This window comes from Plantactinospora soyae, from assembly GCF_014874095.1.
Lineage (GTDB): Bacteria > Actinomycetota > Actinomycetes > Mycobacteriales > Micromonosporaceae > Plantactinospora > Plantactinospora soyae.
The window spans coordinates 4,256,499-4,281,300 of record NZ_JADBEB010000001.1 but is presented as its reverse complement, the minus strand read 5'-3'; the positions used below and the strand labels follow the sequence as shown (position 1 = coordinate 4,281,300).

Genomic DNA, 24,802 nt, shown 5'->3' with positions numbered 1-24,802 from the left:
AACCGTTCGAGGAGATCGTCACAATGGAATCGGCCCCCACCGTCGAGTCAACCCCCACCCCGGCCCCCGCTCCGGCCCCGGCCCCGGAGGCCGCTCCGGTGGAGTCGACCCAGACGCTGCACGACTTCGTGATCAACCTGCTCGGCGACGCCGACCTCCGCTCGGCCTTCGAACTCGACCCGGAGGGCACCCTGGAGAGCCTGGGCCTCTGCGACGTGACCCCGGGTGACGTGCACGACGTTCTGCCGCTCGTCATCGACTCCGTACCGCTGCAGGGCCTCGCGGACCTCGGCGCGGTCGACGGCCTGGGCCTCGGCGCGGTCAGCCTCAGCCCGAGCGGTGTCGTCGGTCAGGTCCAGACGGTCGCCAACCAGTTCACCGCCGGCCTCTACACCACCGGTGCGGACGTCAACGTGGCCGGCGTGGGCGCGGTCAGCGTCGACCCGACCGGCCTGGACGTGGCCGCCGCCTCCTCGCTGCCGGTGCTGGGCCTCGACGGCGGCCTGTCGGTGGACCTGTCCGGGGTGCACGACGTGGCCGGCACCCTCGACTCGACCGTGCTGGGCACCATCGGTGGCGCCGAGACCGTGGACGGCGTCCTCGGTACCGCCGACTTCGCCGCCAGCACCGTGACCACCACGGTCAGCGGCGTGACCGGCCTGGTCAGCGGCGGCGACCTGGGCATCGCCGACCTGGGCTCGGTCACCGACCTGGGCAGCACGGTCGGCGGCGTCACCGGCACCGTCACCGACCTCGGCAGCGTTGTCGACCTGGGCAGCGTCACCGACCTCGGCTCGGTCACCGACCTGGACGGCACCGTGGGCGGCGTCACCGGCACCGTCACCGACCTGGGCAGCGTTGTCGACCTCGGCTCGGTCACCGACCTGGACGGCACCGTGGGCGGCGTCACCGGCACCGTCACCGACCTCGGCAGCGTCACCGACCTGGGCTCGGTCACCGACCTGGGCAGCACGGTTGGCGGCGTCACCGGCACCGTCACCGACCTCGGCAGCGTTGTCGACCTGGGCGGCGTCACCGATCTCGACGGCACCCTGGGCGGCGTCACCGGCACCGTCGACGGCACGCTGGGCGGCGTCGGGCTGGACGGCATCACCGGCGACCTGGGCGGCGTGACCGACCTGGCCGACACCAGCGACCTGAGCGGCACCGTGGGCGGCGTCACCGGCACCGTCGACGGCACGCTGGGCAGCGTCACCGGCCTGGTCGGCGGCGTCAGCGACCTGGGCGGGAACAACCTGCTCGCCGACGGCGTGCTCTGAGCCGCACCATCCACGTACGACGGCGAGGGCCGGACCAGAAAGCAGCTGGTCCGGCCCTCGCCGTTGGTCAGGTTAGCGGTTCGCCGGGTACCGGTCCGCGCGGCCGTCCCCGATCTCCCGCCCCCGACCGAAGGTGTAGCCCGCTACACCGACGATCGGCGGTGGCGGCGCCACAATGGCAGGGTGCGGACGGCGACGCGGGCGATCCGGTACCTCCTCGGCGGTGGACCCACCGCGATCGCCGCGCTGCTGGCGCTGCTCGCGGTGGCCACGTCCGCGGTGCTCAGCCTCGTCGGCATCGGCATCCCGCTGCTGTCCTGGGCACTGTCCGGAGTCCGGTCGCTGGCCGGTGCCGAGCAGCGCCGGGCCACCCGACTGCTCGGTCCCGCCAACTCCGGTCGGCAACCGTTCGACCCTGTCGGCTCGGGTCGGGAACCGTCCGACCCTGTCGGCTTCGAGCGGCGGTGGGCACCGGACCGCGACCGCACCGGACGGCCGCGGCTGGGGATGGTGCTGCGCGATCCGGGGACCTGTCGTGACCTGCTCTGGCTCGCGCTGCACGGTACGACCGGGCTGCCAGCCGCCGCCTGCTGTCTGGCCCTGGGACTGTTCGCCGTCGCCGGACTGGTGACGCCACTGGTCTGGTGGATCCCGCCGGCCGAGGCGCCGATGACCTTCGTGGTACCGATCACGGACTGGCCACGGGCGCTGACCCTGGCACCGCTGGTCGCGATCGTCTCGCTGGCCGCGCTCCGGTGGGCGGTTCCGGTCGCCGGCGTCGCGGTGGCCCGGGCGTACCACGCACTGCTCACACCGTCCGTGCGGAGTCGGCTGTCCGCCCGGGTGGCGGAACTGACCGCGACCCGGGCCGGTGCCCTCGACGCGCACGCGGCGGAGCTGCGCCGGATCGAACGCGACCTGCACGACGGCGCCCAGGCCCGGCTGGTCGCGATCGCCATCCAGCTCGCCGTCGCGCAGCGGCAGCGCGACGCCGCGCCGCAGATCGCCGACCAGCTCGTCGAGAAGGCCCGGGCGGGTGTCGAGGATGCCCTCGCCGAGCTGCACGAGGTGGTCCGGAGCGTCTACCCACCGATCCTCGCCGACCGTGGCCTGCCCGGGGCGATCCACGCGCTCGCCGCCGCCTGCCCGGTACCCCTCACCGCCCGGATCGCTCCGCTGGACAGGCTGCCGGCAGCGGTGGAGACTGCGGCGTACTTCGTGATCGCCGAGGCGCTGACCAACATCGCGAAACACAGTGCGGCGAGCCGGGCCGGGCTCTGGTTGACGCACGAGAACGACCGGCTGGTCGTACGGATCACCGATAACGGTGTCGGTGGTGCCGACGAGAGCAGAGGAACCGGCCTCGCGGGCATCCGGCGGCGGGCCGCCGCGCTGGACGGGTACGCGGACGTGTCCAGCCCGCCCAGCGGGCCTACCGAACTGCGGGTGGAGTTGCCGTGCGCGTCGTGATCGTCGAGGACAACGTGCTGCTCCAGGAGGGGCTCAGCCTGCTGCTGTCCACCTCCGGATTCGAGGTGACCGCCGCGGTCGGTACGGCCGACGACTTCCTCGCCGCGATCGATCAGCGGCAGCCGGACATCGCGGTGGTGGACGTCCGGCTGCCACCGACCTTCCGGGACGAGGGCCTGCGCGCCGCGCTGACCGCCCGGCGCCAGTTTCCCGGCCTGCCGGTGCTGGTGCTGTCCCAGTACGTCGAACGCACCTACGCCGCCGAACTGGTCGCCAGCGGCCAGGGCGCGGTCGGTTACCTGCTCAAGGACCGGGTGTCCCGGGTCGACGAGTTCCTCGACGCGCTGCGCCGGGTCGCCGCCGGTGGTACCGCGATGGATCCGCAGGTCGTGGCGCAACTGGTCACCGCCGGCCGCAACCCGCTGGACCGGCTCAGCCCGCGCGAGCGGGAGGTGCTGGCCCTGATGGCCGAGGGGCAGGCCAACACCACGATCGCGCGACGGCTCGTCGTCACCGAACGCGCGGTCAGCAAGCACATCGGCAACATCTTCAGCAAGCTGGACCTGCCGCCGACCGACAGCGGCCATCGCCGGGTCACCGCCGTTCTCACCTACCTCAACGCGGGTACCGGCTGACCCGACCGCCGGGGAAGTCACGCCCCCGGCGGCGGGTCGTAACAGCCGGTACATCTCCCCCACCACGCCGGCCCGGTCACTCCCTGACGGCGGCCAGTCGCACCGCCGGGGTACGCAGCGCGAGCGCTGCCGAGGCGAGGCCCGCCGAGATGGCGACCGTCACGCAGCAGATGGCGATCGCGCCGAGCGGCAACCAGGGGACGACGATCCGGGGCGAGGTGACCAGGTCGGCCAGGCCGGCCCGCAGTCCGGCCAGCATGGCCACGGTCACCACCGCCGCCAGTGTGACGCCCAGCAGGCCGACCAGGAACGACTCCGCCCCGACCATCCGGAGCACCTGTCGGGGCGTCGCGCCGGCCAACCGCAGTACGGCGAACTCGCGTACCCGGTCGGCGGTCGCCATGAACAGCGTGTTCGCGATCGAGACTCCGGTGTAGAGCAGGGCCATGCCGAGCACCGCGAACAGGGCGAGCCGATTTCCCCGGTCCTGCTCGGCGGTGGTCGCCGCCAGGTGCTCGCCGATGCCGACCACGTGACCGCCGCCGGCCGCCACGACCGGGGCCAGGTCCGCTAGGGCACCACCGGCCAGGTAGACGGCGTCGGCGCCCCGCCGGGGGCCGTCCCGGGCCGCCAACTCCCAGGGCAGCAGCAGGCTTCCGTCGAGGTCGAGCGAGTCGGCGAGTACGGCGGCGACCCGGAGCCGTACCGGGGTGCCGTCGGCGAGCCAGGCCGGCAGTTCGGTACCGACCCGCCAGCCGGTCGACCGGCTCACCGCCACAGTGGCGACACCGATTTCGGCACCGGGGCCGGGACTGGTGTCGGGACCGGACCTGGTGTCGGGACCGGGACTGGTGTCGGGGCCGGGACTGGTGTCGGGGCCGGTACGGGAGGCGGGGCCGGTACCGCCATCGGGCCGGGTGACGTCGAGGGTCAGGTCGGCCAGTGAACCCGACAGCACCGGCAACCGGAGTACCTGCTCGATCCCGGTGCCGACGTACCGGGCCGGGTGCTCCCCCAGCGAGTCTCCCGAGCCGACGTACAACTCGGTGTTCCGGACCGGCACGGCAGCCCGGACCCCCGGCGTCCGGCGCAGTGCCGCCACGGTCTCGTCGGCGAGCCCGACCGGGCCGGACGCCGAGGCCAGCGCCGAGGCGGTGATCCGGTCCTGGACGGCCCGCCGCTCGTTCTCCCGCAACGTCGCGGTGGCCGCGAGCACGGTGGCCGCGATGCCGACGGTGATCAGGATCGGCGCCGCCGTCGCGGTCGAGCGCCGTACCGCCCGCAGCGCGGAGGACCGGGCGAGTTCTCCGCTGGTGCCCCGCAACGGCCAGCCGAGGAGCCGGATCAGCACCGGCACGACCACCGGGGCGAGCAGGGTCGTGGCGACGAGCGCCAGCAGGGCGACCATCAGCGTCAACGCGAGGCCGTCCGCCGATCCGACGGCCGGCACGGCGGCCAGCACCGCTCCGGCGCCGGCCAGGAAGATCAGACCGGACACCCAACGGCCGGCCGTCATGATCCGGGAGTCCACCGACGCCTCGCGGAGCGCCTCGACCGGCCGGACCCGGGCCGCCCGGCGCGCGGCCACCCAGACCCCGAGCAGCGCGACCAGGACGCCGGCGCCGGCCGCGCCGAGCAGCGGCCACGGGCTGAACCGGGCGGTGAAGCCCTCGGGCGCGAACCCGGCCCGGACCAGCCAGGACGCGAACGGCGGAGCGGTGACGGCGCTCAGCAGGCAGCCGGCCAGCGCGGCCAGTACGCCGACCGCCAGCGCCTCGCCGAGTACCAGGCGACGCACCTGTCGCGGGGTCGCGCCGGTGGTACGCAGCAATGCGAACTCCCGTCGACGCTGCGCCACCGCGAAGGAGAACGTCCCGGCGACCACGAAGATCGAGACGAACACGGCGACGGTGGCCGTCATGCCCAGCAGGGAGACGGCGTCGGCGAGCGGTGCCGCGTCCGGATCGGGCTCGGCGGCTCCCCGCTGGTTCCCGGCCAGCACCCGCAGCCCGGCGGCGCTGGCGCGGACCCGGTCCTCGATCGCCGGATGGCCGGACGCGGCACCGGCGAGGCGCAGCCCGACCGCGTCGATCCGGCCGCCCGCCCAGTCGGCCAGTACGGCGTCGCCGAGGTAGACGGCGGGCGGCCCGGTCGCCACCACTCCGGACACGGTCAGTTCGCGCGGCCCGACCGGGGTCTGCGCGACGACACGGTCACCGGGTCGGCGGGTCGTCGGCGCGGTCAGCACCACCTGGTCGGCCGCGGTCGGCGCCGCACCCTCGACCAGCGGGTACGGCCGCAGCGCGGCGCTCGACCAGGGGCGGGCCAGGTTGGCCCCGTCGAGGTCGACCGGTACCCAGCGGTCCGGCACGACCTCGGCGACCCCGGGCACCCGGGCCAGCCGGGCCGGTACGTCGGCCGGCACCGGCCCCGGTCGGCGAAGGTTCCGCTGCTCCGTCTTCGGCTCCGGCTCCGACTCCGGCGCTGTCCCCGGATTCGACTCCGTCCCCGGCTCCCGCCTCGTCCCCGACCCCGACTCTGTCCCCGGATCCGACTCGGTCCCCGCAGCCTGCTCCGGGTCGACGGTGACGGTGAGTCGGTCGGGGCCGACGACGACGAGGTCGGCATCGGCGTACCAGATCGGTGGGTGGGGGTCGCCGCTGGTTCCGGCGAGGGTCAGTCCGGTGGTCGCCAGTAGACAGACCCCGAGGCCGAGCGCGACGAAGGTGCCGACGAACGCCGACCATCGGGCCCGGAGAGTCCGCCAGGACAGGCTCAGCACGGCCGTACCGCTTCCAGCCCGGTCATCCGTGCGGCCACCGACCGGGCCGTGGGCCGGGCCAGTTCATCGACCGGGCGGCCGTCGGCGAGGAACACCACCCGGTCGGCGTGGGCGGCGGCGACCGGATCGTGGGTGACCATGACGATCGTCTGGCCGTGCCGGTCGGCCAGGCCGCGCAGCAGACCGAGCACCTCCCGGCCGGTGGTCGAGTCGAGGGCGCCGGTCGGCTCGTCGGCGAACAGCACCTCCGGCCGGGTGACCAGGGCCCGGGCGATCGCCACCCGCTGCTGCTGGCCGCCGGAGAGTTCCGCCGGACGGTTCCGGCGCCGGTCGGCCAACCCGACCGCGGCCAGCATCGCCCGTACCTCGCCGGAGCCGGGCCGGCGACCGGCCAACCGGAGCGGCAGCTCCACGTTCTGCTCGGCGGTCAGCGCGGGAAGCAGGTTGAACGCCTGGAAGACGAAGCCGATCCGGTCCCGGCGCAGCAGGGTCAGCCCGGTCTCGGAGAGTTCGGTCAGTTCCGTACCGGCCAGGCGTACCGAGCCGGACGTGGGGCGGTCGAGGCCGGCGGCGCACTGCAACAGCGTGCTCTTGCCCGAGCCGGACGGCCCCATCACGGCGGTGAAGCTGCCGGCCGGAAAGCCGATCGTCACGCCGTCCAACGCCAGTACGGCATTGCCGCCCGACCCGTACCGCCGGTGCACCCCGGTGAGCTGAACCAGATCCATCCGTCCAGCGAACCGGAACCGGCCGGCCCGGCACACGGGTACGCGGCGGCCGGTTCCGGGTGGAGCGGGCTACACCCCGGCGACGGGCCAGGATGATCAGACATCGGATGTCTGAGCCTCGGATCCCTTGACAGGCATCGGCGTGCCGCCATAGCGTCGGGAAGCGATTGATTCGTTTCAAGTCGTCCCCTGCATCGACCCCGCGTACCGTCCCCGACGCAGTTTCACCAGGAGGATTCGTGATCGCGCGCAGAGACTTCCACCGGCTCGGTGCGGCATCTGCCGTCGGCGCCCTCAGCGGCGGGATCGGCGGCGCCGCCTCGGCCCTCGGAGCCGTACCGCCCCGCGCTGGAGCGGACCCCGGGCCGCACGCGGCCAGTTGCGAGGTGGTCGAGACGGAGACCGAGATCGTGGTCGACAACGGCCCGGTACGGATCACCGTCAGCAAGACCAGCGCGAGCCGGCTCACCTCGCTTCGGCTGCACGGCCAGGAACTGCTCGGCGCGGGCGGGCGCGGCAACTACGACATGAACAACGCCCAGGAGGGCGACGCACTGCCGCTCCCGCCGGCCGCCAACAGCTACGAGATCCGGCGCGGTACGGACTTCGTCGACATCGTCTTCCGGTACAGCCCCACCAACGGTGGACCGTTCTGGCTGGAGCGCCACCACGTCATCCGGGCCGGTGAGCCCGGCATCCATCTGGCCACTGTCTTCCGGCACCCGCCCGAGCTGCACGGCTTCCGCTCCGACCAGCACCGCTACGTCTTCTACCTGGATCCCGAACTGTTCACCCGGGTCGATGTCGAGGACGACCCCATCGGCGCGGCCTGGCGGGCCGGAGCGGCCCAGATGCCGACCCCGGCGGAGCTGACCGCCGCCCCGATGATCATGGACGCCACGCACGACCTGGCCGGCCTCGGCTCGGCGTACCCCCGGCGCTACTACACCAAGTACGACTGGGCCACCTACGTCAAGGACCACGTGGTGCACGGCCTCTACGGCAACGGGTACGGCATCTGGGCCGTACAGCCCAACCGGGAGGCGTTCAACGGCGGCCCGGTGCGGCAGGACCTGACGCTGCACCAGACGACCAGCCGGCCGGTGCTGCTGGTCGAGCCGCAGGCGACGCACTACGGCTCGCCACCGGTACGGGTCGCCGCCGGACAGGCCTGGGAGAAGACGTACGGGCCGTACTTCGTGTACCTGTGCCAGGGCGACGACCCGGCGCAGATGCGGGTGGAGGCGCTGCGCTACGCGCGGTTCGACGCCCACCGGGAGTTCTACGACCGGCTGGCGCTGCCGGGCTGGACGCCGACGCCGGACCGGTCCACGGTGACCGGCCGGATCCGGGTGCCGGGCGAGCCGTACCCGCGCGGCGCGGTCGCGGTGCTGTCGGACAACCGGCTGGACTTCCAGCGCACCGCCCTCGGCTACGCCTACTGGGCCGACGTCAACCCCGGTGGCGGCTTCCGGCTCGACGACGTGCGTCCGGGCACCTACCGGCTCACCGTCTACCGCCCCGGCAGCTGGGACGAGTTCGTCCGCGACGACGTCGTGGTGTCCGGGGGCGACCCCGTCGACCTCGGAGGGCTGCACTGGCGGCCGGTCCGCAACGGCCGGACCGTCTTCCAGCTCGGCACCCCGGACCGCACCTGCGCCGAGTTCCGGCGGGGCACCGAGTTCCGCCAGTGGGGCACCTCCCGCTTCTTCGCGGCGGACTTCCCCGACGGGGTGGTCTACACGGTCGGCCGCAGCGGCGACGACGACTGGAACTACCTCCAGTTCCAGCGGGTCGACGGCCAGCCGGTGGCGCCCTGGCGGATCCGTTTCGACCTCGACCGGCCGGTCCGGCCCCGGGCGACCGCGACGCTGACCATCGCGCTCGCCGCCTGGGCGATGGACACCGCCCGGGACGTACCGCCGCTGCCGAGCAACCTCACGATCGGGGTCAACGGCACCCGGCTGGTCTGGACCTTCGAACCCGACGACGCCCGGGGCGCCACCTACCGCAGCGCCTGTGCGGGGCGGCACTACCGGCGGGTGTTCCGGTTCGACGCCGGGGTGCTGCGGCGGACCGGCAACGAGATCGTCCTGGCCATCAACGAGGACACCCCGCCGGAGCTGGGCAACGAGGCGGCGTACGACGCGATCCGGCTGGAGATCGACTGACCATGCGACCCGCAGCCGACACGCCGACCTGGTACCGGGACGCCAAGTTCGGCATCATGATCCATTGGGGCCTCTACTCGGTTCCCGGCTGGGCACCCCTCGACGACGAGGTGGTACGCCTGCTCGGCGCCGGCCTGGCGGAACCGGTCGAGCCGTCCCCGGTCGACCCGCTGGCCCGGCACTCGTACGCCGAGTGGTACCAGAACAGCTACCTGCTGGACGGCCCGACCCGGGCGTACCACCGCCGGAGGTACGGCGACCGGCCGTACGCCGACTTCCGGCACGAGTTCGACGCGGCGGTACGGCGGTGGGACCCGGAGCCGTGGGCCGGGTTGTGCGCGGACGCCGGGGCCCGGTACGTCGTACCGACCACCAAGCACCACGACGGCTACCTGCTGTGGCCGTCCGCCCGGCCGAACCCGTACCTGCCGCACTGGCAGACCGGGCGGGACGTGATCGGTGAACTCGGTGCGGCGGTGCGCGAACGTGGGCTGCGGTACGGGCTCTACTACTCCGGCGGGCTGGACTGGACCTTCGGCAAGCTGCCGATCCGGCGCATGGTCGACATCCCGGCCAGCGTCCCGGACTCGGTCGAGTACGCCCGGTACGTCGACGCGCACTGGCAGGAGCTGATCGACCGGTACCGGCCCAGCGTGCTCTGGAACGACATCGGCTACCCGGCGGCCGGCGACCCGCACCGGCTGATCGCGGCCTACCGCGCGGCCGTTCCGGACGGGGTGGTCAACGACCGGTTCCAGGTCGACGAGTGCGACGTGCACACCCCGGAGTACGCCCGGCGGGCCGGTATCGACCCGGAGAGCTGGGAGACGGTCCGGGCACTCGGGCTGTCATTCGGCTGGAACCGGCAGGAAACATCGGATCATCTGCTTCCCGCCGCCGAGGTGGTGCGGCTGCTCGCCGACGTGGTGAGCAAGAATGGCAACCTGCTGCTCGGCGTCACCCCGGACGACCGGGGAGTCGTGCCCGGGGAGCAGGTTGCCGTGCTCGGCGAGGTCGGCCGGTGGCTGGCCGGGTACGGCGAGGCGATCTACGGCACCCGGCCCTGGCACACGGCGGAGGCGGTGACCGACGGCGGCGTACCGGTCCGGTTCACCCGCCGGGACGATCACCTCTACGGCATCGTGCTCGGCGATCCCGGGCCGGAACTGCGCGTTCCCGGCCTCGTCCTCGAACCCGACGCGCAGGTCCGACTTCTCGGCCCGGCCGCCGGACGCACGGTGCCGGTCCGCCCCGGGCCGGACGGCTCGGTGCTGACGGTCGGCCACCTGCCGCCGGCTCCGGCGCACGTCTTCGCGGTACGGCCCGCGCCGAGCGGTCCGCGCTGACGATCCTGCCCCCGCCGGATCGGAAAGCGGCGTGCCCCGTCCGGATCGGACGGGGCACGTCGGATGGTGCGAGATGGCGGAGGTGCGTTCCGCCGGGGTCGGACTCAGCCGAGTTGGCTCTTCGCCTCGGTGATCACGCGCTTGGCGCCCTCGGCCACCGGAATCCGGTTGAAGATGACCTCGTCGTAGATCCGCTGGAACTCGGCCTTCACCGCACCGCCGCCCTTGGGCTGGGGCGGAGGCGTCGGCAGCAGCTTGTCCACGACCGAGTTCTCGAACTCGTAGACCTTCTTGTCGTTCTCGGCCAGGCTCGGCGCGATCGCGTCCCGGACCTTGGCGTTCGCCGGCATGCCCCGGGACACCGCCAGCACCTTGCCGGCCTCGATGTCGTTGATCAGGAAGTTGACCAGCATCGCGGCCTCCTTCGGGTGCTCGCTGCGCTGCGCCACGCTGTAGGCCATGGACATCGCGGCGATCATCCCGCGCTTGGGGGTGTCGCTCGGCATCGGTGCGATCGCCAGCGGCGCACCGTAGGCGCTGACCATGCCGGTGAAGCCGGAGTCGTAGTTGACCTCGGCGGTGACGCCCTTCTTGATCAGCGACGAGTTCTGCACCGAGCCGTCGAGCTGGGTGGTCAGCGCCGGGGGCGCCAGGGCGCCGGTCGCCCGCATGGCACCGGTCATCGTCCAGAACTCGGTCAGCTCCGCCTCGGTGAAGCCGAGCTTGCCGTCGTCGGTGTAGATCGCCTTGTCCCGCTGGCGGAGCCAGATGTCGAACCAGTCGATCGCGAAGCCGAAGTCACCGAAGCCGGCCACCTTGCCGCCGCCGGCCTGGCCCAGCTTCTGCCCCGCGGTGGCCATGTCCTGCCAGGTCCACTCCGGCGTCGGCGCGGTCACGCCGGCCTTGGACCAGAGCGCCGGGTCGTAGAAGACCCCCTGGGTGTTCTGGGCGATCGGGACCGCGTACGTCGCGTTACCGACCTTGCCGGCCGGCACCAGCGTCTGGGTGAGGTCGGCGACCGAGAGGGTGCCGTCCTCGACGTACTCCGTGAGGTCGCGCAGCGCGTTGCGGTCGGCGTACTCCCGCAGGTAGGCGCGGTCCATCTGCACCACGTCGGGTGCGTCTCCACCGGCGATCTGGGTGGAGAGCTTCTGGAAGTACGCGTCGAACGCGCCGAACGAGGTGTTGACCTTGATGTCCGGGTACTTCTTCTCGAACAGGTCGATCGCCTGCTCGGTCACCTTGGCCCGGTCCTCGTTTCCCCACCAGGTGAAGTCGAGGGTGACCGGACCTCCCGATGCGTCGTCGTCACCGCCGCAGGCGGCCAACGGCAGGACAAGCAGCGCTGCCGCAGCGAGGGTGGCGAACCTCGCCGTTCGGCGTAGGCGCCGGGTGTACACCATGGACAATCTCCCTTTCCGATGGCGCCTGGCGTCCAATTGGCGCTGGAGTCCGGCAGGAAACCGCTTGCCTGACTGGGCGGATGGCACCCATGGTGGCGGGGCGGGCTTCCGACCTCGACGTGGACCAGGTCGCGGGGCGGTAATGGCAGTGGTGGTGGTGCGGATGAACAGCTACTGAAACGATCCAACAGAACCGGACGCTAGGTGTGACGCGGGCCGCTTGTCAAGAGACCGGCCGGCAATCAGAACCACTCGGACCTGCCACAACGCTGCCGAGCGCGGCGGAGCGGAGCGAACCGTTATACGAACGGAACCTGCCCGGCCGTCTGTACCCGACGAATCCTTGCCTTCGGTTCCCCCCGCTGATATCCACGTATCTACAAGTGCTCATGATCCAAGTTTCCCATCCGAGCGAGGCCGACCAGACCGGTCGGCCTCGTCGCGCACTTCCGTACCCGTCCAAGGAGGACCCCTTGCCAGAACCCGGATCGAGACCCACGAGCCGGACCCGACGGCGTGGCGTACCCGTGCTGATGGCGGCCGTGGTGGCCGCCGCTCTGCTGCCCGGCGCCACCACCGCCAGCGCGGCGCCCGCCGACGCCGCCGGCGGCCAGACCCAGCCGGGTGCGCACCCGGAGTCGTTCGGGGGCAGCCACGCCCCCCGCGACCTGGACAACCGGGGTGGCGCCGCCGCCCCGAACGCCCGCCAGCGCAGCCTGGCGGGGAAGGTCGACGGCGCGGTCCGCTGGAACGCCCTGGGCACCCCGCACGCGCTCACGGCCACCGACGGCCCGCTCGCCAGCGGCCTGGACGCCGACCCGGAGACGGCCGCCCGGCAGTACCTGGTCCGCAACCAGGAACTCTTCGGGCTCGACGAGGCCGCCGTCGCCGGCCTGGAGCGGCTGCTGGTCAAGTCGATCGGATCCGGCGCCGTGGTGACCCTGCGGCAGCGCTTCGGTGACCTGCCCGCCGGCTATGACGGACTGGTCAGCATCGCGGTCTCCAACGGGAACGTGGTCAACGTCAGCTCCTCGCTCTCCCGGAACACCGGTACGCCACAGCCGGCCGCCATCTCCGCCGACCAGGCGTACGCGGTCGCGCTCGCCGACGCCGGCCTGACCGCCGACAAGGTGGCCAGCCGGGACATCCGCCAGGTCGCGGTGCCCGTGCCGGACGCCGCTCCCCGGGCCGCCTGGGAGGTCACCCTGATCTCCAGCGACACCGAGCACCCGACCGCGTTCACCACCTTCGTGGACGGGATCCGCAGCGAGGTGCTGGTCCGCGAGGACCTGGTCGACTTCGACTCGGAGAACCCGAACTGGGCCGTCTTCCCGGCCACCCCGCCCAGCTCGACCAAGCCCGGTCGGGACGCCCGGGTGATCTGGTGCCTGACCTGGGAACGCGGCTGCGAGCGTACGGTCCGCGACCCGAACAGCGGTCAGGCCTGGGACGTCGACCTCGCCACCGGGGAACCGACGTACACCGCCCAGGGCAACGCGGCCAACACCGTCGTCTCCTGGGGCGGGGGCACTCCCGCCGTACCGATGACCGCCAGCCCGACCCGGGACTACGTCTACCCGTTCAGCGACCCGTGGCGCACCTCGAAGTGCGACCCGGCCGTCTTCGCCGGCGAGACCGACAACGACGCCGACGCGGCGATCGCCAACCTGTTCGCCATGCACAACCGGATGCACGACTGGACCTACCGGCTCGGCTTCGACGAGGCGGCCTGGAACCTCCAGGCGGTCAACCTCAGCCCGGACGGCCTCGGTGGCGACGCCGAGCAGGGTCGGGCCCAGCAGGGCGCGCTCAGCGGCAACCGGAACAACGCGAACCAGAGCACCCCGCGCGACGGCCTTCCGCCGAGCACCAACATGTACCTGTGGCAGCCCGCCGCCGGTGGTCCGTACCCGCCCTGCGTGGACGGCGACTACGACATGACGGTGATCGGGCACGAGTACATGCACGCCGTCACCAACCGCATGATCGGCGGTCCGAACAGCGGCATCAGCGGGCACCAGGGCGGCGCGATGGGCGAGTCCTGGGGCGACCTGATGGGGGCGGAGTACCTCTACCAGCACAACCTGCGGAACCCGGGCAAGACGCCGTTCATCACCGGTGCGTACGTCACCGGCAACACCGAGAGCGGAATCCGGAACTACGACCTGAGCCGTAGCCCGCTGAACTACTCCGACATCGGCTACAACGTCGCCGGCCCGGCGGTGCACGCCGACGGCGAGATCTGGGGCGCGACCAACTTCCGGGTCCGGTCCGCCCTGGTCAAGCGGTACGGCCAGGGCTCGCCGTCCCGTCAGCTCGACTGCGCGAACGGCAAGGTCGCGGTCGACAAGTGCCCCGGCAACCGGCGCTGGACGCAGCTCGTCTTCGACTCGTACCTGCTCCAGGCCGCCAGCTCGGTCAGCATGATCGACATGCGGGACAACATGCTCGCCGCCGATCAGCTCCGGTTCGGCGGGGCCAACCAGGACATCATCTGGAACGCCTTCGCCACCTCCGGCCTCGGCCGTGACGCCGTCACCAACGGTGCCGCGGACACCGACCCGACCCCGAGCTTCGCGTCGCCGCACGCCCGCAACGTCACCGTGACGCTCCGGGCCGACGGCGAGAGCCGGACCGCGCCGATCCGGCTCTACCTCGGCGAGTACGAGGCCCGAGCCGTACCGGTGGCGGACACCGATCCGGCCACCCCGCTGCCGGACACCTTCGAGGTGGTGCCGAACACGAAGTTCTCGTTCGTGGCCGTCGCACCCGGGTTCGGGCACACCCGGTTCAGCAAGGAGTTCAGGTCCGGCTGGGGCCGGGGCGGCGACAAGCCGCAGACGCTGGAGCTGGAACTCGACCGCAACCTCGCCTCGTCCGCCTCGGGCGCGGCGGTCTCCGGGGACGGCGTCAACACCGAGCGGGTCGTCGACGACACCGAGGCGACCAACTGGGCGTCCCTGGACGGGGTGGCCGGCAAGCAGGTCACCGTCGACCTGGCCGGGGACCGGCCGCAGACCGTACGGCGGGTGAACGTCAGCGCGTTCCTCCGGCCGACGATCACCACGGACCCGGACCCGACCAGCCAGAACGCGCTGTCCGCGCTGCGGTCGTTCGCCGTACTGGCCTGCGACGCGACCAGGGTGGACTGCACGGTCGACGCGAACTACCGGCGGGTCTACACCAGCCGGTCGGACGCGTTCCCGGGCGGGGCGTACCGGGCGTACTCCCGGGACCTCAACCTCCGGTCGTTCGACATCCCCAGGACGGTCGCCACGCACCTGCGACTCCAGGTGCGCAGCAGCCAGTGCACCGGCGGCCCGCACTACGCCGGTGAGCAGGACAACGACCCGGCGACGACCACCGACTGCAGCACCGCCAGCCCGGCCCGTGACCAGGTCCGGATCGCGGAGTTCCAGGTGTTCGGCAGCTAACCGCCGGACCGGCAGGTACGACCGCCGCCGCCCGGCCCGGGATCATCCCCGGACCGGGCGGCGGTTTTCGTGGTACGCCCGCCGTCACCAGTCGGGCGAACTCCGGACGTCCCGCGTCCGGCGGTTCCCCGCGCTGGCCGGTGTCTGGTAGCTGGCCGGGTAGCGGGGTCGACCGCGTCGGACCGGACCGGCGGGTGCGGTCGCGAGATCCGCCGCGCGGTCCCGGCTGCGGAGCCGGAACAACAGGCCGACACCGAGGAAGAGCAGCACCCCGCCGCCGATGAACCCGACCTGGGTCAGCCCGATGCCGTTGCCCTTGGCCGCGGCGTTGGACCGGTCGGTCGCCGAGTCGGCACCGCCGCCCTCACCGTCGCTCGGCACCTCGGCCAGCACCGGGGACTCGTCCTCCGCCGGCTCGGTCTCCACCGACTCGGTCGGCGTCGCCGGGGTCGGGCTCGACCGGGACGGCTTCGGGGTGGGCGTACGCCGCCGGTCCCGCGCCGACCCGGTCACGTCCCGGGTGGCGCTGCCCCGGTCGAGCAGCCGCCCTCCGGCGTCCAACGCCTCGACGCTGAGGGTGATCCGGCCGTTCGACGCGGCGTCGTCGACTGCGATCCGGTACTGGGCGGTGACGGTCCGGCCCCGGCACAGCGACCCCGGGTCCAACTGCCGGTCGGTGAGCCGGGCGCCGTTCCCCTCGGCCCGCACCTCGACCGGGAACGACCCGTTCTCGACCCGGTCCACCTCGATCTGGTTCGGCCGTACGCCCTGTAGTCGCAGCACCAGCGACCAGCGCACCTTCTGGCAGTTCCCGTTCAGGCTCGTGGAGACCACCGCCGTGACGGTCTCGGCGCCACGACCGGCGACGAACCGGCCGGGCAGTTGCGTGATCTCGGTGTTGAACCCCGGCGCGGCGCTGGCCGGTGCGGGCGGCAGGGCGGCCCAGCCCGTCGCGCACACCAGCACGGCTCCGAGCCGGATCGCGAACCGCAGCACCGTCACCACCATCTCTCCGCCGCCGCCTCTGTCCATGATCGCGCCCTGAAAATGCGCGCAGGATCGACGCTAGGGGCGACCTCGGCCGAACGGAAGAGTGGCGTATCAGCACCTTCCTGTAATGAAGGGGGTGCTTTTGACGCGCAGTGGTGAACCGGTTACCCGGTACCGCCGACACGCCGGGTCGGCGCGGTCCCGTCCGCCTCGTGCCCGGAGTTGGCAGCTGTCAACGTGTGCGAGGATTCGGGGCCACAGACCCGTTGGTGGAACAGGGAGACGGCGCCCGTGACAGACAACCCGGCTCGGCCCACATTGGACACGACGGTGCCGCACTCGGCGCGGTTGTGGAACTACTGGCTCGGCGGCAAGGACAACTTCGCCCCGGACCGGGCGGCCGGCGACGAGATCGCCCGGCAGCTGCCGTCGATCATCGACCTGGCCGTCGCGGACCGGGCCTTCCTGGGACGGATGGTCCGGCACCTCGTCGCGGACGAGGGCATCCGGCAGATTCTCGACATCGGCACCGGGCTGCCCAGCGCGGACAACACCCACCAGGTCGCCCAGTCGGTCGCCCCGGAGTCCCGGATCGTCTACGTCGACAACGATCCGCTGGTGCTGGTGCACGCCCGCGCCCTGCTCGCCAGCAGCCCCGAGGGCGCCACGAACTACGTCCAGGCCGACCTGAACGATCCCGAGGCGATCCTGCGCGAGGCACGGCGCACACTGGACTTCGACCAGCCCGTCGCGATCACCCTGCTCGGCATCATGCACTTCATCCTCGACGACGAGCGGGCCCGGGAGGTCGTCCGGGAACTCGTCGCGGCGGTGCCGTCGGGCAGCTATCTCGCCATCGCGCACGGATGCCACGACATCAACCGGGTGGAGGCCGACAACATCGTCTCCTTCTGGAACGAGCACGGCACACCGAAGATCGTCTACCGCAGCTCGGCCGAGATCGCCCGCTTCTTCGACGGGCTGGACCTGCTGCCGCCCGGAGTCGTCTCCTGTTCCCGCTGGCGGCCGGGGCCGAACGATCCCGACATCGACGTCAACCAGTACTGCGGGGTGGCCCGGAAGCCGTAGCGGCGCCCGGAGCCCGCACCCGAGGTGCCGACCGGGGCCCAGCCAAACCTGCCCGGCCACGCTCAGGTCGCCCGGGGCGCCCCGCGGCCCACGCCGGTGACCGGGCAGAATGCGCGATTGTGTCCGAGACCCCGGCGGAGTTCGTCCGAACCTATGCCCAGCTGAGCCCAGTCGCCTCGGTGCCGGAGATCCGACTGCACCAGGCCGCCGAGCCGATCGGCCTCTGGGAACTGACCGAGGGCGAGTTCCGCAGCGAGCAGCCACCGCCGTTCTGGGCCTTCGCCTGGGCCGGCGGGCAGGCGCTGGCCCGCTACGTCCTGGACCATCCGGAGACGGTGGCCGGAATGCGCGTACTCGACCTGGCCTCCGGATCCGGGCTGGTGGCGGTCGCCGCCGCCAGGGCCGGCGCCAGCCGGGTCCGGGCCGTCGACACCGACCGGATGGCAATCGCGGCCGTCGAGGTGAACGCCGGGGCCAACGGGGTGGTCGTCGAGGGCGAGACCGGCGACATCCTCGACGGCGATGCCGGCGACGCGCAGGTCGTACTGGCCGGCGACGTCTTCTACAGCAAGGCGATGGCCAACCGGGTACTCCGGTTCCTGATCCGGGCGGTGCGCGGCGGCGCCCGGGTGCTGGTCGGCGACCCGGACCGGGCGTACCTGCCCCGGGACCGGTTCCAGCCGCTGGCCGGATACGACATACCGGTGTCGCCCGCGCTGGAGAGCGTGCGGATGAAGCACAGCCGGGTCTGGGAGCTGACCCAGATCACCTCCGGAACGGGCGGTGCCGGTCGCGAGCACCGCGCTGGTTAGCGTGGTCCGGTGCTGTTCCGCAGTTGGCAGGAGTCGGTCGAGCGATCGTGGCCGGACGTCGTGGTGCTGCCCGACCACGTCGGGGTCGACCATCTGGTGGTGACCCGGCACGCCCTGGTCCGCCAGGTGCTCGCCGATCCCGGGACGTTCCGTCCGGACAACGCGCTGGACGCGATGACCCCGATCCCGGTCGCCGCGCTCCGGGTGCTCGCCGGGCACGGTTTCCGGCTGCCCGCCACGCTGGCCAACAACGGTGGGCCCAGCCATCCGGCGATCCGGGGCATCGTGGCCGACGCCCTTCATCCGCGACGCGTCGCCGAACAGCGGCCCTGGCTGACCGCCGTCGTGCGGGAGCGGGTCGGCCGGCTCGGCGCCGCGCTCGACGCGGGTCAACCCGTCGACCTGTACGCCGACCTCGCGGCCGACCTGCCGCTGCTGGTCCTGGCCCGGCTCGTCGACCTGCCGGCGGCGCCGGCCGAGGTGGTGAAGGAGTTCACCCGGGCCGCCCTGGAGCTGTTCTGGGCCCCGGTCGACCCCGTGCGGCAGCGCGTCCTGGCTGACGTCGTCGGCCGGTTCCACGCCGTACTGCGGGAGTTCGCCGGTACCGGTGCCGGGCTGGTCGGCCAACTCCGGGCCGCCGGGCACCCGCCGGAGGTCGTGGTCGGGGCGCTGTTCTTCCTGCTGGTCGCCGGGCAGGAGACGACGTCGCAGTTCCTCACCCTGCTGCTGCACCGGCTGACCGGAGCGCCTGAGGTGCTCGCCGGGCTGGGCGCCGGGACGGTCGACGTCGACGACGTGGTGGAGGAGGGCCTGCGCCTGGAGCCGCCGATCGTCACCTGGCGCCGGGTGGCCGCCCGGGACACCGAGCTGGCCGGCACCGCCGTACCGGAGGGGACCAGCGTCGTACTCTGGCTGGCCCGGGCCGGTCGCGATCCGGAGGTGGTCGCCGAGCCGGAGCGGTTCTCCCCCGGCCAGCGGGGTTCCCGGCGCCACCTCGCGTTCGGTGCCGGCGCACACCGCTGCGTCGGTGCCCAGCTCTCCCGGATGGAGGCCGCGGTGGTGGTGGCCGAGACGGCCCCGCTGCTCTCCGACGTCACGGTGCTCCGGGCGCCCTGGTGCCCGGACAACCTCTCGTTCCGGATGCCCGACGCGTTCGTCGTCGCCCGGAGCGGACCGAGCCGATCCGAACAAAAAATCTTGGTATCCGAACAGTTTTAGTGTTTTAATCGCACACATGTCTGTTCAAGAGCGGCACCAGGCGATCGTGGAGCTGTTGCTGACCCATGGCCGGGTGACGGTCGCCGAGCTGAGCGCCCGAGCCGGCGTATCGGAGATGACCACCCGCCGCGACCTGGAACTGCTCGAACGGGACGGACTGCTCCAGCGGGTGCACGGCGGCGCGGTGAGTACGGTGTCGGGCAGTTACGAGCCGCCGTTCGCCGTACGCAGCCACCAGCGGGCGGACCTCAAGGCCCGGATCGGAGTCGCCGCGGCGGCGCTGATCGGCGCCAACGAGACAGTGGTGCTGGACGCCGGCACGACCGCACTGGCCACCGCACGGGCGCTACGCGGGCGGCGGCAACTGACCGTCTGCGCGTTGAGCGTTCCGGCCACCACGGAACTCGCCGACGAGTCCGGGATCCGGCTCATCGCCGCCGGCGGGGACGTACGCCCCGGCGAGCAGTGCTTCGTCGGGCCACTCGCCGAACGGATCTTCGACGAGCTGCGCTTCGACACCTTCGTGATGTCGGTCGGGGGTGTCGACAGCAGCACCGGGATCAGCGACTTCAACCCCGACGACGTACGGGTGAAACGGGCCGCCATCGCCGCGTCCCGCCGCCGGGTGGTGGTGGCCGACTCGACCAAGCTCGGTCGGGTCACCTTCGCCCGGATCGGGCCGGTGCGGCTCGCCGACGTACTCGTCACCGACGACGGCGCGGACACCGAGCAGGTGGCCGCGCTGCGCGACGCCGGTGTCCAGGTCGTGCTCGCGTGAGCGTCGGAGTACGTCCTGCGCCGCCCCGACTGCGTCCGCTGGCGGTGTACGGCGCGGTCACCGCGTTCGCGATGATCGGCCTACAGCAGGCGCTGTACGGTCCGGCGATCCCACAGTTGCGGGCGGAACACGGGATCACCGCCGCCGGGGCGGCCGCCGCCCTGAGCGTGCACTTCGCCGGCGCGATCCTCGGTGTCCTGGCGATGCCCCTCGCCCGGCGGTTCGGCGTCCCCGACGGCCGCTTCATGAGCTGGTCACTCGTCGGGGTCGCGGTGGGTTGTCTGGCCTTCCCGCTCGCCCCGGGCTGGCCACTGGCCCTGCTCGCCGCCTTCGTCGCGGGGGTCGGCTTCGGTGGCCTCGACGGCGGCGTCAACCAGATCTTCACCGAGGTGTACGCCGAGGGCGGCCACGGGATGCTCAACCTGCTGCACGGCTGCTTCGGCGTCGGTGCCGTCGCCGGACCGATCGCGATCGGGCTGCTGCCCGGGTACGGCTGGTCGTTCGTCGGCTGTGCCCTGCTCGCCCTGCTGGCCGTGCCGGCGCTGCGTACCGCGTCCGGGGCCCGGTCCGCACCGACGACGGCGGCGGGCACTCCACCGGCACCGCTGGCGGCCCGACGCCGGCTCGGTTCGCTCGGCGGGATGGTGTCGCTGGGGTTCCTGCTCTTCTTCATGCTGCATGTCGGGCTGGAGACCGGCGCGGCCGGCTGGGAGACGACTCATCTGATCGCCACCGGGCTCTCGGAGTCCACCGCCGCTACCGCCACCTCGGGCTTCTGGCTGGCGTTCACCGCCTCGCGCTTCGCGGTCGTGCCGCTCTGCCGCCACTACTCGGCACGGGCGATCGTGATCGCCTGCACCGGGCTGACCGTGCTCGCCGCGACCGCCACCCTGCTCGACGGGTTGGCCCCGATCGCCTACGCGCTGCTGGGCGTCGCGGTCGGCCCGCTCTTTCCCACCGGCTTGGCCTGGCTGGCCCAGCACCGCCCCGCGCTGACCCCTACCGTCGTCGCGCTGTCGATGGTCGGCGGTATCGCGCTGCCGCCGGCCATCGGACTGGCCGTCAACGGGTTCGGACCGGCCGCGATCGCCTGGGCGATGATCATCCTTGCCGTCGCCGGGCTCGGTACCGTGATCGGGCTCGCCCGGGTCCGCCGGACCGGGCTACCCGTCGCCGCGCCGGCCGTCGAGGCCGACGCCCCGCAGATATAGCACGACGATCAGCGCGCCGCCGACGACGAGGCTGATGTCGGCGACGTTGCCGACGAAGAAGCCGGCGTAGTCGATGAAGTCGACCACGTGCCCCCGGGCGAATCCGGGCTCCCGGAACAGCCGGTCGAGCAGGTGGGTCGTGGCGCCGCCCAGCACCAGCCCGAGGGCGAGCGCCCAGGCGCCGGTCCGCACCTTCCAGGCCGCCCGGGTGATCGCGACGACGGCGATGGCGGCGATGATCGTGAAGATCCAGGTGAACCCGGTACCGATCGAGAACGCCGCGCCCGGGTTGTAGAGCAGCCGCAGGCTGATCAGGTCACCGAGCACCGGGACGGGGCCACGGCCGGTGAGCGCGGAGGTGGCCCAGAACTTGGTGAGCTGGTCCACCACGAGGATCACCAGGGCCAGGGTGAGAACCCGGGGATACCACCGGGTCCGTCCGGTCGCACCGTCCGCCTCCGGCACGGGCGAATCCACCTCGACCTGCTGCATGACAGACGACCTCCAGCACCCGCCGCTCCCCGGACGGACCTAGCCTACGACCCCGCCGACGCGGTGGCCCGAAACCGGACCCGTCGGGCGGGCCGATCCGGCTCGGGTACGCCGGCCCGCCCAGGCCCCGTTCGCGATGGTCGTGGACCGTCGGGGCGGGTTCTCGTACCGTTTCGGCCCCGCCGGCCGCCGGCCCCCGGACGTGACGAAGGCGACCGCCACCTCCAGCCGGGAATGCGGTGGTAGCCGACGTCGTGCGAGGCATCGGCCAGCTCAGGAAGATCGCCGCCGGGCCCGGCCGGAGTTGACGAAAGTCAGGGTCGGTGGCCGTCGATCGTCCGCTGCGCCAGCCCCACCCGGATCCCTAGCGTCTGTGCACGAGTCGGACCGTGTCCCGGATCGGCGAGTCGCGAAACACCGGAAGGATCCATGATCACGTTAACCGAACTGACCAAGCGCTTCGGCACCACGACGGCGGTCGACAACCTCTCGCTGACCATCGCCGCCGGTCGGGTCACCGGCTTCCTCGGCCCGAACGGCGCCGGCAAGTCCACCACGATGCGGATGATCCTCGGCCTGGACCGGCCCGACGCCGGAACCGCGCTAGTCGACGGCCGGCCGTACGCGACACTGCGGCACCCGCTCCGGGCCGTCGGCGCGCTGCTCGACGCCCGAGCCGTACATCCGGGCCGGACGCCCCGGGCCCACCTGCTGGCGATGGCCCGCAGCAACGGCATCCCGTCCCGGCGGGTGGACGAGGTACTCGCCACGGTGGGCCTGACCGAGGTGGCCGGCAAGCGAGCCGGCGCCTTCTCCCTCGGCATGGGACAGCGGCTGGGGATCGCCGGAGCACTGCTCGGCGATCCCGGAGTGCTGATGTTCGACGAGCCGGTGAACGGGCTCGACCCCGACGGAGTGCGCTGGATCCGCGAGCTGATGCGGTCGCTGGCCGCCGAGGGACGTACCGTCTTCGTCTCCAGCCACCTGATGAGCGAGGTGCAGCTCACCGCCGACCAACTCGTGGTGATCGGCCGGGGCCGGCTCATCGCCGACGCGCCGATCGGCGAGGTGATCGCGGGCAGTTCGCTGACGGCGGTACGCGTCCGCAGCCCCGAGCCGGCCGCGCTGCTCCGGCTCCGGAACCGGCTGGCCGACCGGCAGCTCGCGATCGAGCCGGTCGGCGACGACGAACTGGTGATCACCGGTACGACGGTGGTCGAGGTCGGCGACCTGGCCCACGAACTCGGCGTACGGCTGCACGAGTTGAGCGCCCGGGAGGCGTCCCTGGAGCAGGCGTACCTCGAACTCACCGGCGGCAGCCTGGAGTTCGTCGGTACGACCGCCGCCCACCCGACCGCCCACGCCCGAATCGAGGCCCGATGAGCAGCATCGTCTCCCCCACGCCGGCCCGTACGACCCGACACCCGCACTCCGGCGGCGGGCTCCCCGGGACGATCGCCAGCGAGTGGACCAAGCTCTGGTCGGTGCGCTCGGTCTGGTGGAGCCTGCTGGCCAGCGTGCTGCTGATGGCCGCCACCGCCGGGCAACTGGCCATCTACGTCGAGAACGGCAACACCAACGACGAACCCGGCGACGAGCAGGGTGTGGTGGCCGTCGGACGGATCGCGATCGACGCCGTCGAGCTGACCCAGTTCGCCGTGATCGCGCTCGCCCTGCTCGTCATCACCGCCGAGTACAGCACCGGAACGATCCGGCCGACCCTGCAGTGGACCCCGTCGCGTTGGCGTCTGCTGCTGGCCAAGACCAGCGTGGTAGCCGGGGTCACCTTCTGCCTCGGCGTCCTGCTCGGCGGGCTCGGTGCCGCCGTCGCGGCGCCCGTACTCGGGCAGTGGGGGCGGTTCGACGCCGCCCGGACCCTCGGCGACGTGGTCGGGCTCGGCGCGTACCTGGCGCTGATCAGCGTCTTCACCCTGGGCCTCGGGGCCGCGCTGCGCGGGGCGGTCGGCACCCTGGTCACGGTCTTCCTGGTCCTGGTGATCGTCCCGACCACGCTCCGCCTGCCCGACCTGGCAGCCCTCAACAGCATCGCCGACGCCCTACCCGGCAGCGCCGGCCTGCACTTCCTCCGCGCCGACCCCGATCCCTACCCGCCCGCCGTGGGCCTGCTGCTACTCCTCGGCTGGGCGCTGGCGGCCCTGCTCGCCGGCCACACCGTGCTCCGCCGCCGCGACGCCTGAAAGTGCAACCAAGGTGCAAGGAAGGGCCCCTTCCTATCGTTTTTTGTAGAAGAAGGGGCCCTTCCTAACACCCTCGTCAGGTCGTCAGGCCGGCTTCGTACGCGACGATCGCCGCCTGTACCCGGTTCCGTACGCCCAACCGGATGAAGATGCTGCTCAGGTAGCTCTTCACGGTGCCCTCCACCAGGAAGAGGTGACGGGCGATCTCGGCGTTGGAGAGCCCGGCACCGACCAGGGCCAGTACCTCCCGCTCCCGCTCGGTGAGCGTCTCGATCCGGTCCCGGGCGGCCGGGCCCCGGGCCAGCAGTCCACCGCCGAGTTCGATGACCCGCCGGGCGACCTCCGGCGACAGGTACGCCGCGCCGTCCGCCACCGCCCGTACCCCGGCGATCAACTCCCGGGGGTCGCCGGACTTGAGCAGGAAGCCGCTCATCCCCTCGCCGAGCGCCCGGGCGATGTAGTCGTCCTCGCCGAAGGTGGTCAGCATGATCACCGCCGTCTCCGGGACCAACTGGCGGATCTGCGCTCCGGCGGCGAGCCCGTCGAGCCGGGGCATCCGGATGTCCAGCAGGGCCACCCGGGGCCGGTGCGCCCGGGCCAGTTCCACCGCGCTGCGCCCGTCGGCGGCCTCGGCCACCACCTCGATCTCCGGGTCGGTGGCCAGGATGGCCCGGACCCCGGCCCGGATCATCGTTTCGTCGTCGGCCAGCAGGACGGGAATCACTCGAACTCCTTGTCGTCACGGGAAAATCGTCGATCCGGGTA

Annotated in this window: 19 protein-coding genes; 13 read left to right on the top strand and 6 right to left on the bottom strand. The window is 72.5% G+C overall.

Annotated elements, in window-relative coordinates; translation table 11 throughout:
* The first annotated feature begins 23 nt into the window (after positions 1-23).
* From H4W31_RS19135 to H4W31_RS19125, 3 genes are all read left to right on the top strand, one after another.
* Positions 24-1,280, top strand: a complete 1,257-nt coding sequence (locus H4W31_RS19135; RefSeq protein ID WP_192767910.1) for an IniB N-terminal domain-containing protein — start codon at positions 24-26, stop codon at positions 1,278-1,280.
* Positions 1,281-1,463: 183 nt separating this feature from the next.
* The gene (locus H4W31_RS19130; RefSeq protein WP_192767909.1) at positions 1,464-2,750 is read left to right on the top strand and encodes a sensor histidine kinase; all 1,287 of its coding nucleotides are present in this window, start codon (positions 1,464-1,466) and stop codon (positions 2,748-2,750) included.
* Entirely contained in the window at positions 2,738-3,385 is a 648-nt protein-coding gene (locus H4W31_RS19125; RefSeq protein ID WP_192767908.1) for a response regulator, read from the top strand. Before H4W31_RS19130 ends, H4W31_RS19125 begins: the two co-directional genes overlap by 13 nt.
* 76 nt (positions 3,386-3,461) lie before the next feature.
* Here H4W31_RS19125 and H4W31_RS19120 read toward each other — a convergent pair whose 3' ends face one another.
* Together H4W31_RS19120 and H4W31_RS19115 are read right to left on the bottom strand one after the other, a co-directional pair.
* A complete protein-coding gene (locus H4W31_RS19120) occupies positions 3,462-6,167 on the bottom strand; it encodes an ABC transporter permease (protein ID WP_192767907.1) in 2,706 nt (901 codons plus the stop codon).
* On the bottom strand, positions 6,161-6,895 hold the full coding sequence (locus H4W31_RS19115; protein WP_192767906.1) for an ABC transporter ATP-binding protein: 735 nt from the start codon (positions 6,893-6,895) through the stop codon (positions 6,161-6,163). Before H4W31_RS19115 ends, H4W31_RS19120 begins: the two co-directional genes overlap by 7 nt.
* Positions 6,896-7,134: 239 nt before the next feature.
* Here H4W31_RS19115 and H4W31_RS44295 point away from each other — a divergent pair, with 239 nt between their 5' ends.
* Positions 7,135-9,066: a polysaccharide lyase family protein gene (locus H4W31_RS44295; protein ID WP_192767905.1), complete on the top strand. Its 1,932-nt coding sequence runs from the start codon at positions 7,135-7,137 to the stop codon at positions 9,064-9,066.
* A gap of 2 nt (positions 9,067-9,068) precedes the next feature.
* Positions 9,069-10,412 (top strand): alpha-L-fucosidase, encoded by a 1,344-nt coding sequence (locus H4W31_RS19105; protein WP_192767904.1) that lies wholly within the window; start codon positions 9,069-9,071, stop codon positions 10,410-10,412.
* 104 nt (positions 10,413-10,516) lie between these two features.
* Here H4W31_RS19105 and H4W31_RS19100 read toward each other — a convergent pair whose 3' ends face one another.
* A complete protein-coding gene (locus tag H4W31_RS19100; RefSeq protein WP_192767903.1) occupies positions 10,517-11,815 on the bottom strand; it encodes an ABC transporter substrate-binding protein in 1,299 nt (432 codons plus the stop codon).
* Positions 11,816-12,288: 473 nt separating this feature from the next.
* On the opposite strand from H4W31_RS19100, the gene H4W31_RS19095 reads away from it, so the two are divergent.
* Positions 12,289-15,249: a M36 family metallopeptidase gene (locus H4W31_RS19095; RefSeq protein ID WP_192767902.1), complete on the top strand. Its 2,961-nt coding sequence runs from the start codon at positions 12,289-12,291 to the stop codon at positions 15,247-15,249.
* Positions 15,250-15,333: 84 nt separating this feature from the next.
* Here H4W31_RS19095 and H4W31_RS19090 read toward each other — a convergent pair whose 3' ends face one another.
* Positions 15,334-16,281, bottom strand: coding sequence for a hypothetical protein (locus H4W31_RS19090; protein WP_192767901.1), 948 nt, complete (start codon positions 16,279-16,281; stop codon positions 15,334-15,336).
* A 249-nt stretch (positions 16,282-16,530) separates the two neighbouring features.
* On the opposite strand from H4W31_RS19090, the gene H4W31_RS19085 reads away from it, so the two are divergent.
* From H4W31_RS19085 to H4W31_RS19065, 5 genes are all read left to right on the top strand, one after another.
* Positions 16,531-17,328, top strand: a complete 798-nt coding sequence (locus H4W31_RS19085; protein ID WP_192767900.1) for an SAM-dependent methyltransferase — start codon at positions 16,531-16,533, stop codon at positions 17,326-17,328.
* Positions 17,329-17,447: 119 nt separating this feature from the next.
* Positions 17,448-18,140, top strand: coding sequence for a class I SAM-dependent methyltransferase (locus H4W31_RS19080; protein ID WP_192767899.1), 693 nt, complete (start codon positions 17,448-17,450; stop codon positions 18,138-18,140).
* A gap of 9 nt (positions 18,141-18,149) precedes the next feature.
* A complete protein-coding gene (locus tag H4W31_RS19075) occupies positions 18,150-19,358 on the top strand; it encodes a cytochrome P450 (protein WP_192767898.1) in 1,209 nt (402 codons plus the stop codon).
* A 16-nt stretch (positions 19,359-19,374) separates the two neighbouring features.
* Complete coding sequence (locus H4W31_RS19070) at positions 19,375-20,136, top strand: DeoR/GlpR family DNA-binding transcription regulator (protein WP_192767897.1); 762 nt, start codon at positions 19,375-19,377, stop codon at positions 20,134-20,136.
* A complete protein-coding gene (locus H4W31_RS19065) occupies positions 20,133-21,347 on the top strand; it encodes an MFS transporter (RefSeq protein ID WP_192767896.1) in 1,215 nt (404 codons plus the stop codon). Before H4W31_RS19070 ends, H4W31_RS19065 begins: the two co-directional genes overlap by 4 nt.
* Here the strand turns inward: H4W31_RS19065 and H4W31_RS19060 are convergent.
* On the bottom strand, positions 21,300-21,839 hold the full coding sequence (locus H4W31_RS19060; protein WP_192767895.1) for a signal peptidase II: 540 nt from the start codon (positions 21,837-21,839) through the stop codon (positions 21,300-21,302). The two genes, H4W31_RS19065 and H4W31_RS19060, sit on opposite strands and share 48 nt — an antisense overlap.
* A 429-nt stretch (positions 21,840-22,268) precedes the next feature.
* On the opposite strand from H4W31_RS19060, the gene H4W31_RS19055 reads away from it, so the two are divergent.
* Positions 22,269-23,222: an ATP-binding cassette domain-containing protein gene (locus tag H4W31_RS19055; RefSeq protein ID WP_192767894.1), complete on the top strand. Its 954-nt coding sequence runs from the start codon at positions 22,269-22,271 to the stop codon at positions 23,220-23,222.
* Positions 23,219-24,037 carry an ABC transporter permease gene (locus tag H4W31_RS19050; protein WP_225945587.1) on the top strand — a complete coding sequence of 273 codons (819 nt, stop codon included), beginning with the start codon at positions 23,219-23,221 and terminating at the stop codon, positions 24,035-24,037. Before H4W31_RS19055 ends, H4W31_RS19050 begins: the two co-directional genes overlap by 4 nt.
* Positions 24,038-24,113: 76 nt before the next feature.
* Here the strand turns inward: H4W31_RS19050 and H4W31_RS19045 are convergent, their stop codons facing one another.
* Positions 24,114-24,728 carry a response regulator gene (locus tag H4W31_RS19045; protein ID WP_450091432.1) on the bottom strand — a complete coding sequence of 205 codons (615 nt, stop codon included), beginning with the start codon at positions 24,726-24,728 and terminating at the stop codon, positions 24,114-24,116.
* Between the last annotated feature and the right edge of the window lie 74 nt (positions 24,729-24,802).

Coding starts and splice junctions, on each gene's coding strand:
- H4W31_RS19135 (WP_192767910.1), top strand. CDS start 24: ATGGAATCGGCCCCCACCGTCGAGTCAACCCCCACCCCGGCCCCCGCT.
- H4W31_RS19115 (WP_192767906.1), bottom strand. CDS start 6,895: ATGGATCTGGTTCAGCTCACCGGGGTGCACCGGCGGTACGGGTCGGGC.
- H4W31_RS19105 (WP_192767904.1), top strand. CDS start 9,069: ATGCGACCCGCAGCCGACACGCCGACCTGGTACCGGGACGCCAAGTTC.
- H4W31_RS19100 (WP_192767903.1), bottom strand. CDS start 11,815: ATGGTGTACACCCGGCGCCTACGCCGAACGGCGAGGTTCGCCACCCTC.
- H4W31_RS19090 (WP_192767901.1), bottom strand. CDS start 16,281: ATGGACAGAGGCGGCGGCGGAGAGATGGTGGTGACGGTGCTGCGGTTC.
- H4W31_RS19070 (WP_192767897.1), top strand. CDS start 19,375: ATGTCTGTTCAAGAGCGGCACCAGGCGATCGTGGAGCTGTTGCTGACC.
- H4W31_RS19060 (WP_192767895.1), bottom strand. CDS start 21,839: ATGCAGCAGGTCGAGGTGGATTCGCCCGTGCCGGAGGCGGACGGTGCG.
- H4W31_RS19055 (WP_192767894.1), top strand. CDS start 22,269: ATGATCACGTTAACCGAACTGACCAAGCGCTTCGGCACCACGACGGCG.
- H4W31_RS19050 (WP_225945587.1), top strand. CDS start 23,219: ATGAGCAGCATCGTCTCCCCCACGCCGGCCCGTACGACCCGACACCCG.
- H4W31_RS19045 (WP_450091432.1), bottom strand. CDS start 24,728: ATGATCCGGGCCGGGGTCCGGGCCATCCTGGCCACCGACCCGGAGATC.